Genomic DNA, 12,462 nt, shown 5'->3' with positions numbered 1-12,462 from the left:
CTCTCAAATACAACCACGGGCCCGCTATCCCCCCCCAGACATTTGCTTTCACCTCAACACCCCCTTTGTGTTAAATTTTTTTGCAGAATACGGCCGCGCGATGGCGCGCCTGGTTCACGCCGAAGGGGTCAAGTCCAACGGAGCCCACGGCGGACGCCGGCCCGTGACCACTCACGATCCGTCCAAGCACCAGCGTGTGCGGTCAGGCACCTTGTGGCCGGGCTCCAGGCAACCCGAAAAACGACTCGATGACAACTTCTGCCGACACGAATCCCCAACCCGACCCCCATTCTTCGATGATCTCGGCGAGGACACTTGGGATCAAGCCTCCCGTCGATATCACTGAGTCACGCGGGGTGGCAGGTCCCAGGCCTGCCACCGAACGAGCCACTCCAACCGGGCATCGAAGTGCAGTGCCTTCAGGCAAGCGGTCGGCAGTCTCACACTGGACAAGGCTGGGACCTACAGCAAGAGGTAACACGTGTCCTCGCCGCGCCGATCGCCTTCAAAGGAAGACTCGTCCAATATGTCGGCCGTATCCTCCGCGCCCACTCCGGCAAGACGACCGCCGAAGTCCACGACTACCATGACGTCGCCACCGGCGTGCTGGCATCGTCATTGACAAAACGCGCGCCCGGCTACACACCAGCCTCGGCTTGCCCGATCCGCGCCGCGGATAGCTCCTACAGCTGATCGAAGAAGTCTTCGTCCACTCGTTTGAGCACGAACGTGCTTTCGTCCTGGACGCCCACATTGTGCAGGATCATCAGCTCGGCCAGCCTACGACCGTCGATCAACACGATCCGATTGGGAATACGCTCGACATACGATCGCGCGTCCGCACTGAATCGGCTGGTCGTGATGAACACACCGCGATCGGCCTGCTGGCCATGCAACGCGCCAACGAACGCCTGGATGTCCGGACGCCCTACCGCGTGGTCGGACGCGTACCGCTTGGCCTGCACATACACGCGATCGAGCCCGAGTACATCCTGCCGGACGACTCCGTCGATGCCGCCGTCACCGGAACCACCCCAATGTTCGGCAGCGCCGGCGCGGCCGCCATACCCCATCGCGGTGAGCAGCGTCAGCACCAGGCGCTCCAGAAATACAGGCGCCTGATCGAGAACCCGTTGGAGCACCTCGGAGGCCAGAGCTTCGTTGATCTCCTGCACGGCCTTCTCGATGGCCTCCGGAGGTGTGCCACCTGAGCCGTCGTCCGACTCAGTGACATCACCGGCAGTATCTCGGCTTGTCACCCGCGTACGGCTGCGGAAGTCCCGGTATTCCTCGAACTTGCCGAGCAGCTTGATGTCGATGCGGTCAGGGTGTTCGGCGAGCATCTCCTTGCCACGCGAAGTGATCTGGACATGCCCGCGCTTCGGACGAGCGAGGAGGCCCGCCTGAAACAGATGGGTGATCGACCACTGAACTCGACTGTCGAACCGCGACTTGCCACTGGGAAGAGTGTCGGCGTGATCCTCATCCATTACTTCAAGCTCTTTTGCGACGGGTTCGCGGATTTCCCGCCAGTGCCGCGTCTGACCATCCGACAGTGCACGCAACACGGGAACCCAGAACGCCTGGAACTCCGGGACAGCCATCTACACCTCAACCCCTCGCGCCGTCGTCACGTCACTATGCCCCGCCACCGCCACCGTGATCAACGCCTGGCGCCGCTCATGGAGCCCTGAGGCAAGGATTTCCATCCGATCGCGTCGTCGAGGTGTTGTTCCATCGCTTCTGCCGCGGTCAGCCGAACTTGGCTGCTTTGGGTTCTTGAATGAAGGCTTGTCAAGCCGTGGGAGTGTAGTGGCGCGGGCTTTGGTGTCGCGGGACGTGATGGCTGCAGTCGGGGGCGTGGCGACCTCGACACACGCTCCGTTGTTGCCGCTGCTGTAGCTGCTCTTGCGCCAGTTCGGCACCGGGAGGTCAGTCATGACCGCCCCCTTCTGATCGCCCAGGTCCTAGATCTGTCGACATAGCGAGCAGGTCGGCCGGACGCTCGAAGTACACGCTGCCGCGCTCGTTCTCCACGTAGATGAGATCGATGTCCTCCACGTTCGGGAACTTCAGCATCGTGAACGGACCGTTCATCGCCGCGTGGGCACCACCGCTGAACGGGACAATCTGGATCTTGGCGTGCTGCTTCCCGACGACAGCGATCAGGTACTCCAGCTGGTTCCGCATCACATCCGGCTCACCGACGACCCGGCGGACGGCGACAGCCGATTTCCACTAGTGCTTCTATGATGCGGGCATCGTGGAACCCGTTGACCGACTCTCGCCTGACTTGATGCCGTTGTGGCGGGCTGTGCACGAGAGGTTATCGTCCGGGCTGCCGGTGAGCCGGGTGAGGGTCGGGCTGCTCGACGACGAGGAGCGGGCGGCGATCGCGGATCTGCTCGGGGCGGAGCGGCTGCCTGGTGAGTACGCCAACATCGCGCTCGACAAGCTTGACCAGGCGCTTCGCGAGGTGACGGGACTCGAGACCCGGGACGTCGTCGCGAAACTCATAGGCCCGGTCGGAAACCGCGCTGACGAGCGGCGGCGGGCTGCGGCGGAGCGGGAAGAGTTGTGGACGTGGCTGGCAGAACATCCCGTGGTGGCGGCGCAACCGGCGCTGATGGACTGGGTGGCTGGGGTACGCCGAACTGGACTTGTCGACAAGTCGATGAAACGCACACGTGAGGAGTTGGGGCGGGCCTTGCGGGTGTTGGGTGAGTTGCCCGCGGCCGGGGTGCCGTTGCCGGTGTTCGCCGACGCGGTGCTGGGCGAGACGCATGCGCTGGATGAGGGCACGAGGTGCGCGGGCCTGGTCACCAGGGCGTTGGCGGCGATTTACGACGTCGCGCCGCCGGTGGACGCGCCGGAGCGGCGGGCGTTGTGGGAGCGGGCCGGAATCGCGGACGACGAGTTGTCCTCGACGGTGCTCGCTGCTGGGCTCCGTTTGCGCGGTGACGACGTCGTGAGCCGGATCCTCCAGGCATGTGCGGAGGCGGGGACGGCCGCTGTCCTGACGTTGCAGCAGCTCAGGGCTACCGAAAGCATCAAAGCGCCCGAACGGGTCTGGGTGTTCGAGAACCCGAGTGTGCTGGCGCTCGCACTGGACAGGTTCAGTACAGCCTGTCCACCGGTCGTGTGTATCTCCGGGTGGCCCAGTAGCGCGGGGATTCTGCTGCTCAGGCGCCTCGGCGAGGCCGGTGCCCAGCTGCGTTACCACGGGGACTTCGACGGCGAAGGGCTGCGGATCGCGGCGAACGTCGTGGCCAGGACCGGGGCGGTACCGTGGCGGATGACCAGCGCCGACTACCTCGCTGCGGCCGGGGACGGTCCGCCGGTCGGGCGGGTCACGCCGGCGCCGTGGGACGCCGAGTTGGCTGGGCACCTGGTCAGGGTGGGTAAGACGGTTCCCGAGGAGCGTGTCGCGTCGGCGTTGCTCGACGAAATGGCCCAAGCCTGAAACTGTCGGTGCCAGCCCGTACCGTGGTCGGCGACCAGACTGTGGGAGGCAGGATGGACCCGATCCGTGTTCCGCCCGAGATGTTCCGCTTCACCAGCGGCGAACGGGCCGAGCTGTATGTGTCGGTGCTGCATGCCTTCGGCGAGGCCAACGAGCGGCTCGAAACGGCGCTGGGGCTCGACGACGTCCGCGCGCGGTTGCGATCGGTGGGCTGGCTCGACGCGCTGGAGGACGAGGATCTCGCCAGGGCGCTCGACCAGCTCCGCGACTGGGACCTCGTCGACGTCATCCAGAATCACTCCGAGAACTACCGTACAGCGACCGAGTACGAGCGGCGCAATCTTCAGTATTCCCTTACACGGCAAGGTGAAGCGGCCTTCGCCGGGGTCGTGCACGCGCTGAGTGTGCTCGCCTCGACGGGTGCGTTGCAGACAGCCGTGCTCGACGCGATCTCCGATCGGCTCGGTGATCTCGTGCGCGAACTCGACGGCGGGTCGGATCGGCGGGTCTTCAGCACGCTGACCGAGTTGGAGGGCCATCTCGAAGCGCTGCGGGGAAACACCAAGCAGTTCAACGGCGAACTCCAGCGGCTCCTACGAGCCGACGGTGCGAATCTGGCTACCTTCCACGAGGTGAAGGCCTCTACGGTCACCTATCTCCAGGAGTTCCTGACCAATCTCGAACATCGCACGCACGGGATCGCGGTCCGGATCCGGCAGGTCGAGGAACACGGGGTCGGGCTGATGCACCAACGTGCGCTGCTCGGCGCCGATCTCCCGCAGCTGTCCGGCACGGATCCGGGGCCGGAGTGGCTGACGCATCGCCGGGCCCGCTGGGAAGGGCTGCGGGCCTGGTTCCTGCCGGCGGACGGCGCGCAACCACGGGCCGAGCAGCTGCATCTCGTGGCGCGGCGGGCGATCATCACGCTGCTCCAGGTGCTCGACCGGATCACCGAATCCCGGCGGCGGGCGAGCAGTGCGGTGGCTGATTTCCGTGAGCTGGCAAGGTGGTTCACCGTCGTCCCGGCCCAGGACGATCTGCATCGGTTGTGGTCGACCATGTTCGGGCTGAGTTCGGCGCGGCACGCGCATCTCGCCCATCCCGATCCCGAGTTGGTCAGCTCGACGTCGTCGTGGCGGGACGCACCGCCGGTCGAGGTGTCGCCTTTGCTGCGCACAGCGGGGAAAACCGAGCGGTTCGCGCGCACGGGACGGGTTCGCGACGTCGCCGCGGTCCGCGCGGCCAGGGCGGAGCAGGCGCGTGCTGAGCGGGCGGAACTGGAGGCCGCGTGGGACATGCTCGACACCGGCGGCGCGGTCCGGCTCTCCGCGTTCGCCCGGCTCGATCACGCGGTGTTCGAGCGGTTGCTCGATCTGTTGGGCAGGGCGCTCAGCAACGCGCCGGAGCGCAACGGCGTGCGGCGGGGCACGACGTCCGACGGGCGGATCGAGATTCTGTTGTGGCCGCCTCAGGACGGCGCGGTGGCCCGGCTGACGACGCCGCAGGGACAGTTTTATGGTCCTGATTACGAACTCGAGATCCGGGCCGACGGTGGGCGCCGAATACAGCGCGCGAGTGGGGGCCGGTCATGAGCCAGCTCGCCAACCAGCTGGTGATCGCCGAGAAAGAAGAGGTCGCCCGCGGCATTCGCCAGTTGCTCGCTACACCCCTGCTCACCGAGCGGGGCCAGCCGGAGGCATTCGAGCTGGTCCGGCGCCGGCGCGAGCCGATCCGGCAGTGGTTCGACTACTACTGCGGCTGGACGCTGACCGTCGAACCACGCCTCGGCTACGCCCGGCTGGTCAAGGTCCGTGTCGCCATGGACCCCGGCCGTCCCGCCCGGCGGCTCCGGTCGGGTCGAGCACCGTTCGACCGGCGACGGTACGTCCTGTTGTGCGTGGTCGCGGCCGAGTTGCTCGCGACGCCGGTGACCACCATCGGTCTGCTGGCCAAGCGGGTCAGCCTGGCCACCAGTTCCGACGAGGTCGTCGCGGCTTTCGACACGTCGAGCCGCGGTGAACGGATGGCGTTCGTCGACGTCCTCCGGTTGCTGGAGTCCTACGGCGTCCTCGAGGTGGTGGACGGCACGACCGAGGCGTTCGTGGAATCGGCGGAGGCCAAGGTGTTGTATCAGGTCGACGCGACGTTGCTGCTCCGTCTGCTCGCTGCCCCGGTCGGGCCGTCCCGCCTGGCGGTGCCGGCCGACGAAGTGGCGCTGCGCTTCGAAGAACTCGTCGCCGCGGTGTCGCGCGAGCGTCGCTACGGCCTCGCTTCGGGGGCACACGACGACACGGCGAAGCGCTCCGAGGTCCAGCGGAATCTGTGGCTCAGACACTCGGTGTTCCGGCGGCTGGTCGACGACCCGGTGCTCTACTTCGAGGACCTCTCCGCCGACGAGCACGCCTACCTCTCCTCCCCCACCGGACGGCAACTTCTCCGCCGCGCCGCCGAACAAGGAGGTTTCGCACTGGAAGAGCGAGCAGAAGGCGTACTACTCGTCGACGTCGACGGCATCGCGACCGACACGCGATTCCCCGACGACGCGAGCAACGCCAAGGTCGCCGCCCTTCTTCTGCTCGATGCACTGACCGGCCCGATGACGATCGAACAACTGCAGGCAGCAGCGGCGGAGCTACTCGAACGTTTTCCGCGCTGGGCCAAGAGTTACCGCGGCGAGGACGGCGTACGGCAGCTCACAACCGACGCGCTGGCCGTGTTGACGGCGTTCGGCCTGGCGCAGCTGACTTCCGGTCTCGTCCGTCCCCTTCCGGCTGCAGCACGCTACGCCGTGCGCGGCGCCAGAACCTCCGACTCCGAGGAGAATCCGGTATGACTGTGACCGAACTTCCTCGCCCCGCACGCGAAGAGCCCGGCGCGTCGGCGCCCCGGTGGGTCCCGACGCGCGCCGGAATTCTCAATGTCTGGCGCTACTACGACGAAGTCTTCGAGTTCCACCAAGGACGTCTGCTGCTCCGAGGTCCCAACGGGAGCGGCAAATCGAAGGCACTCGAACTGTTGTTGCCGTTTCTCTTCGACGCGAACCTGCGAGCCAACCGCTTGTCGACGTTCGGCACCGGCGAGCGCACCATGCACTGGAACCTCATGGGCGAAGGAGCTTCCGGCACGACACGCGTCGGCTATGTGTGGCTGGAGTTCCGGTTTCCCGGGCGCTGGTTCAGCTGCGGGGCGCGGCTGCAGGCGAGCTCGCACACCACGACAGTGCATCCGGACTACTTCACCACCGAGCAGCGCATCGGCATGCCCGATGGGCTCAGCCTGGTCAACGACGCCGGTCAGCCGCTGACGAAAAAGGCGCTGGAGGAACAGCTCGGTTCCCACGGGACAGTGCATGCGAGCGCCAGTGACTACCGCGCGGAAGTCCGGTCGACGCTGTTCCCCACCTTGACCGAGCAACGTTTCGACGCCTTGATCACCGCGTTGCTCCAGCTGCGAACACCCAAGCTGTCGCAGCGGCTCGACCCCGCGTTGTTGTCGACGTTGCTCTCGCGCGCACTTCCTCCCTTGGGGCAGCAGGAAATCGCCGAACTCGCCGAGGGGTTCGAACGGCTGGACAAGCAACGCGAACGGCTTGCCACACTGGAAGAAGAGGTCACGGCGACCCGGACATTGGCGTCGCGGCAACGAACCTATGCCCAACGCGTGCTGCGAGCGAGCGCGGCCGAAGTGACCTCGGCAACCCACGAACTGGAGAAACTGTCCAAGGCCGCGCGACAGTCCGCCGAGCAGTACGAAATCGTTGCCCGGCAAAAGGAAGACGCCGAGCACCGCATCGAAACCCTCACACAGGAAATCGGCACGGCCGAGGCCCGGAAGACCGGGTTGACCGAAAGCGAGGCCTACAAACAAGGTCAGGAGCTCGATCGACTGCGCCAGCGCACAACCGAAGCGCGAACGCAGGCCGAGAAGATCCGGGACGACGCGGGCAAGAAACGAACCTATGCCGACCGTGACGAGCAGGAGCGCCACGACGCCGAACGGACCGCACACCGGCAAGCCGAGATCGTCCGGACGCAGGAAATCGAGACACGCCAGGCCGCTGCCCGCGCCGGCCTGACGAGCGTGCACGGCGAAATCACGGCACACCTGGACACCGAGCCGGTTTCCGCGCGGCCCTTGCTGCGCGCGGCGGTACGCGGCAAGGAGGAGCAGCTGCGCGCGGTCGGCCAAGCCCTCGACAGTCACGAGCGCGCGATCGAGCGGCGTCAGGAGGCGGAGGAGGACCTCGACAGCGCACGGTCGGCGTACTCCGCGGCGCAGGAACAGCTCGACGCCGCGGCACGCGACCGGGACGCCGCGCTGCACGACCTGAGCGTCCGGCTGGTGGAGTGGGCCGAGGCCTGTGATGAGCTGGCGTTCCCCGAACCCACGGCCCTTCTCGACCACCTCGACTCCGAGACCTCACTGCTCACCGCGGTGGACGCCGTCGCGTCGCCGATCCTGGAAGAGATCACCCGCCAGGAAACGACCCGGACGACAGCGCTGGCCACGGCACGCGAACAACGGGATCACTTCGCCGCCGAAGTGGATCGGCTGCGTACCGAGGAGGATCTCCCGCCTGCCGCGCCGCCGACCCGGACGACTGACCGGGAAACGATGACGGGCGCGCCGTTGTGGCGTTTGGTCGACTTCGCGGAGACAACGCCCGAGAGCACGTACGCGGGGATCGAAGCGGCACTCGAAGCGTCCGGGCTGCTGGACGCCTGGGTGGGGCCGCGCGGCGATATTCCGGGTCACGACATCTTCGCCGAACCCGAAGCGCTGGGGCAGGTGGCCGGTCGATCACTCGCTGACGTGCTCGTCGCCGAAGCTGGGGCGGAAATCCCGGCGACGGTCGTGCGCAGGCTGCTGGAAGCTGTCGCCTTCGACGACCAGTTGCCGCCCGAAGGGCCCGCGGCCATCGGCGCGGACGGCTCCTGGCGTCTCGCCAATCTCATCGGGAGCTGGCAGAAGGACCACCCGGCCTACATCGGCGCGCTCGCGCGGCACCGCGCCAGGGAACGCCGCATCCACGAGCTGAGGGCCCAGATCTCCGAACGCGAGGCGGACATGGCCCGGCTCGAAACCGAACTCGCCGCCCTCGCCACGCGTCGGCAGGTGATCAAGGCCGAGCGGGCGGCAAGGCCCGGCTACGCGGTACTCGACGCTGCCACCCAGCAGCTGACCAGGGCGGAACTCGAACTGGGGACGGCCGACCGGATCGTGCGTCAGCGCGTCGAAATCGTGTCGGCGCGGGAGAAGGACGTGGCTCGGACGCTGCACGCCCTGATCGGTCTGGCGGCCGAGCATGGTGTGCCCACCGAGCGGGCTGCCTTGGCGACACTGGCGACATCCGTCAGCACGTTCGCCGATCAGGCTGAGAACTGGTTGGAGCAGCACGGCAAACTCCTCACCGCCCGTCAAACGCTGGCTTCGTTGACAGCCCAGGCACAGCGGTCGGCGGACCACGCGGTTCAACGCGAGGACGAAGCGCAGGAAGCCGAAGAAGAACACCAACGGCTGGTCGCCATGCTCGAGGCGATCGACAGCACGTTCGGCGTTGATTACCGGGAAGTTCTCGTCGAAATCGAAGGACTCCGCGCCAATCTCACGGAACTCGGCGACGAGCGAAAACGAACCACGAGCAAGGTGACCGAACTCGCGACGCAGCTCGGCAGGCTGGAAACTCAGCGGGTGAACGACGCCAAGGTGCACGAAGAGGCGTCGGTCCATCGAGACACCGTCGCCCAGCGATTCCGCCGGCTGGCCGCGGGAACTTTCCCGGCGGACAGCGGAATCGACGACCTCGCGAAGTTCGAAACCACGCTGGGGTCGGGCGATGGCGTCCGTGCCGCGCTGGACGCGGCGCGGCTGATCGTGGCCGCCTGGCCGTCGATGCCCCACAGCGCCAGCAACATCGGGGACGCGCTGCACCGGCTGTCCGAGTCGGTGCACACCTGCCGGGACGCGCTCAGCTCCCGCGCCGACCTCGACCTCGAAACCGACGAGGACGTCCAGGTTTTCACCGCGGTGGTGGACGGTCTCCGGGTCGGGGCCGCGGAACTGCTGAATATCCTCCGTACCGAAGCCGACCAGAGCCGCGACGAGATCACCGAGCGGGAACGAGAACTGTTCGACCAGACGCTGACCGGGGACACCCGCCGGCATCTCGCCGCGCGGATCCGGCAGGCCAACGAGCTGGTCGACGGGATGAACGCACGCCTGGAAAAGGTCCGCACCGCGTCGAAAGTCGCCGTCCGGCTGGTCTGGCAGGTCGCGCCGGATCTGCCGCCGGGGACGAAAACCGCCCGGGATCTGCTGCTCAAGGATCCGGTGCGCCTGACCGACGCCGATCGCGAGTCCCTGCACCGGTTCTTCCGCGACCGGATCGAGCAGGCCAAGGCCGACGACACCGCGACCAGCTGGGAACAGCAGCTCGCTCAGGTCTTCGACTACACGGCGTGGCACCGCTTCGTGGTGAAGGTCGACCGCGCGAACGGCGACGGCTGGCAACTGCTGACCCGCAAGCTGCATGGCGCGCTGTCCGGTGGTGAGAAGGCCATCGCACTGCACCTGCCGCTCTTCGCTGCTGTCGCGGCGCACTACCAGGCGGCGCCGGAAGCACCACGCGTCATCCTGCTCGACGAGGTGTTCGTCGGCGTCGACAGCACGAACCGGGGCCAGGTGTTCGCCTTGCTGTCGGCACTCGACCTCGACCTGATGCTCACCTCCGACCACGAGTGGTGTGTTTATTCGGAGCTGAGCGGGATCGGCATCCACCAGCTCATCACCGGCGGCGACGGCGACGACGCCGTGACCACCGCCCGCTTCACCTGGGACGGTCACGATCTCCTGCCCGCGGAACCGGACTGAGTGAGCGAACGCTCGGCGTTCGTCGATGTCGAAGGTCGTGGCCCTTTCGGCGGCGGACCGTGGACCTACTCGGCGAGGACGATCTCGATGCCCATCTTCTACTACCTCGACATGGCGACATCCTCGACAGCGGCGGACGTCGCCCGCACCCGTACGCGGAGCGTGCGAGCTGATCACCCTCGGCGCGTTCGCCACGGAAACGAGCCCGGAGCGAGTGCTTGAGGAGGGTGCGAAGACCTGGCTCGGCACGTGGATCGGGTCACCCACAGGTTCGCCGACGGTTGAGAGTCGACACGGAGTGAGCACGTGAGCCGCGGTCGAACAGCGGGTGACGTTTGCCCTGGCTGTCCGGGGCCGGGAGCGTGGCGCGCTAGCGTGGAGCGTATGGATCGGGAAGCGACAGCGCGGCGGTTGTTGAAGTCGTCGGCGGCGCGGAGTTACGACCCCGCGGTGGACATCGACTGGGACGCGCCCCTGGTCGAGGGCAAGCTGTACCACCTGGAGCACCGGATCTCGTTGTACGGCACGCCCCTGTGGGACCGAATGTCCCCGGCGCAGCGCGTGGAGCTGGCCAAGCAGGAGATGATCACGTTCCTGTCCGTGGTCATTCACGCCGAACTGAGCCTGATGCGCACCATTCTCCGCACAGTTCAGGAAGGCGAACCCGCGACAGACCCCGCGTTGTACGCGCTGACCGAGGTCGCCGACGAATGTCGTCATTCGACCATGTTCGCGAAGGGGATTTCGCGGTTCGGTGGCAAGGTGGTGCCGCAGTCGAAACTGACGACGCGGCTGTTGAACGTCGTGTCCGCGCTGGTGCCGTTGGGGCCGGTCTTCTGGGCGAGTGCGCTGTTCTTCGAGGAGCCCGTGGACCGGCTGCAGCGCGAAACCATGGATGACGAACGGGTCCAGCCGTTGCTGCGGATGATGAACCGGATCCACGTCCTGGAGGAAGCACGGCACGTCGCCTATGCACGCGAGGCGATGGTGCGCACGATGGGCGAGGCCGGGTGGCTGTCGCGGAAGATGAACCGGTTCGGTGTCGCGTTGCTCGCGTGGTCGATGAGCCGGGCGTTCATCCGGCCGGAGACGTACCGGCGAGTGGGGTTGAATCCGAAGGAGGCGTACCAGTCAGCGTTGACGAATCCGCACTATCACGAGTCATTGCGGTGGATGTCGCGCCAGCTCGTCGGCTTCTGCAAGGAAAACGGGTTCATCAAGGGACGATTCACGACGGCGTTGTGGCGGAGGTCCCACCTTCTCGGCTAGCGCGTCTTCGCGTGCACGAAGCCGCCGAATGTCCACACTGGACCTTGGACCGTGCCGTCCGCTCGCCGCAGATAGCGGCTTTGCGCGGTGGGGATGTCCAGGTCCTCCACGAGACGTAGCCCTTGCCCAGCCAGGAATTCGCCCGCCTTGCCGCGCCGGATTCCCCACAGCCACGGCTCGCCCCTCGACGCGACCTCGCGGGCGGCGGCCAGCGCGTCGGGTGTCAGGCCCGTGCCCTCGATGACTTCGCGCCAGCAGTAGTCGAAGACGACCGAACTCCCGGGCGCCTGCGCCGACAACCACCGGAGCGTCGCCTCGACTCCGGCTGCCTCCAGATACTGCGTCACCCCCGACCACACGACCACCGTGCGCGCCGTGGGGTCGTAGCCACCGCGTTCCAACGTCGCCGCAAGATCGTCGCGGTTGAAGTCGATCGTCAGATAGTGCACATTGGACACTCGAGGCAGCGCCCGGATCCGAGCGCGTTTGCGGGCCGAGGTGTCCGGCTGGTCGACCTCGAACACCGTTGTCCCGGCGAGTAAGTCCCGTAGGCGATGCGCCCGGGAATCGAAACCGGCGCCCAGCACGACGAGCTGGGTGGCCCCGGCCGCGACTTCCGCGCGGACGACATCGTCCATGTACCTGGTACGGATGACCTCGAACCACAGCGCACCCGGCCAGGACCGCCGCAGCGCCCGGAGAACCAGGACACGCAGGCCGGGCACCTTGATCATCGCGCGGCCAAGAGGCCACCACGGGATCAGCCGGGCCGCCAGAACGTCCGGCCCCCGCAGCTCCGGCTCGGCGACCACCGCGCCCGCCGCGCGCAACAACGCCGCCGTCTCCGCGGTCGAACTCAC

The 12,462-nt window shown here is 66.9% G+C and carries 8 protein-coding genes and 1 pseudogene; 5 read left to right on the top strand and 4 right to left on the bottom strand.

The window, feature by feature from the left end; genetic code table 11:
* Positions 1-683: 683 nt before the first annotated feature.
* The 3 genes and pseudogenes from ACFWX1_RS10685 to ACFWX1_RS10675 form a co-directional block, all read right to left on the bottom strand.
* Positions 684-1,604, bottom strand: coding sequence for a restriction endonuclease (locus tag ACFWX1_RS10685; protein WP_378386005.1), 921 nt, complete (start codon positions 1,602-1,604; stop codon positions 684-686).
* Entirely contained in the window at positions 1,605-1,940 is a 336-nt protein-coding gene (locus ACFWX1_RS10680; protein WP_378386003.1) for a DUF397 domain-containing protein, read from the bottom strand.
* Positions 1,933-2,211, bottom strand: a pseudogene (locus ACFWX1_RS10675) (Scr1 family TA system antitoxin-like transcriptional regulator); the annotation flags it as partial. The gene ACFWX1_RS10680 and the pseudogene ACFWX1_RS10675, both read right to left, overlap by 8 nt.
* A gap of 133 nt (positions 2,212-2,344) precedes the next feature.
* On the opposite strand from ACFWX1_RS10675, the gene ACFWX1_RS10670 reads away from it, so the two are divergent.
* From ACFWX1_RS10670 to ACFWX1_RS10650, 5 genes are all read left to right on the top strand, one after another.
* Entirely contained in the window at positions 2,345-3,463 is a 1,119-nt protein-coding gene (locus tag ACFWX1_RS10670; protein ID WP_378386001.1) for a TIGR02679 family protein, read from the top strand.
* A 53-nt stretch (positions 3,464-3,516) separates the two neighbouring features.
* On the top strand, positions 3,517-5,055 hold the full coding sequence (locus ACFWX1_RS10665; RefSeq protein WP_378385999.1) for a TIGR02677 family protein: 1,539 nt from the start codon (positions 3,517-3,519) through the stop codon (positions 5,053-5,055).
* Positions 5,052-6,296 (top strand): TIGR02678 family protein, encoded by a 1,245-nt coding sequence (locus tag ACFWX1_RS10660; protein WP_378385998.1) that lies wholly within the window; start codon positions 5,052-5,054, stop codon positions 6,294-6,296. Before ACFWX1_RS10665 ends, ACFWX1_RS10660 begins: the two co-directional genes overlap by 4 nt.
* Positions 6,293-10,333 (top strand): TIGR02680 family protein, encoded by a 4,041-nt coding sequence (locus ACFWX1_RS10655; RefSeq protein WP_378385996.1) that lies wholly within the window; start codon positions 6,293-6,295, stop codon positions 10,331-10,333. The genes ACFWX1_RS10660 and ACFWX1_RS10655 overlap by 4 nt, the downstream gene beginning before the upstream one ends.
* 384 nt (positions 10,334-10,717) lie before the next feature.
* A complete protein-coding gene (locus ACFWX1_RS10650) occupies positions 10,718-11,602 on the top strand; it encodes a diiron oxygenase (RefSeq protein WP_378385994.1) in 885 nt (294 codons plus the stop codon).
* On the opposite strand, the gene ACFWX1_RS10645 is transcribed toward ACFWX1_RS10650, so the two are convergent.
* Positions 11,599-12,462, bottom strand: a complete 864-nt coding sequence (locus ACFWX1_RS10645; protein ID WP_378385992.1) for a class I SAM-dependent methyltransferase — start codon at positions 12,460-12,462, stop codon at positions 11,599-11,601. The two genes, ACFWX1_RS10650 and ACFWX1_RS10645, sit on opposite strands and share 4 nt — an antisense overlap.

Source organism: Amycolatopsis sp. NPDC059021 (assembly GCF_042739895.1).
Classification (GTDB): domain Bacteria; phylum Actinomycetota; class Actinomycetes; order Mycobacteriales; family Pseudonocardiaceae; genus Amycolatopsis.
Note: the sequence above shows the minus strand (reverse complement) of the source record. Positions and strands in the feature narration are given on the sequence as shown.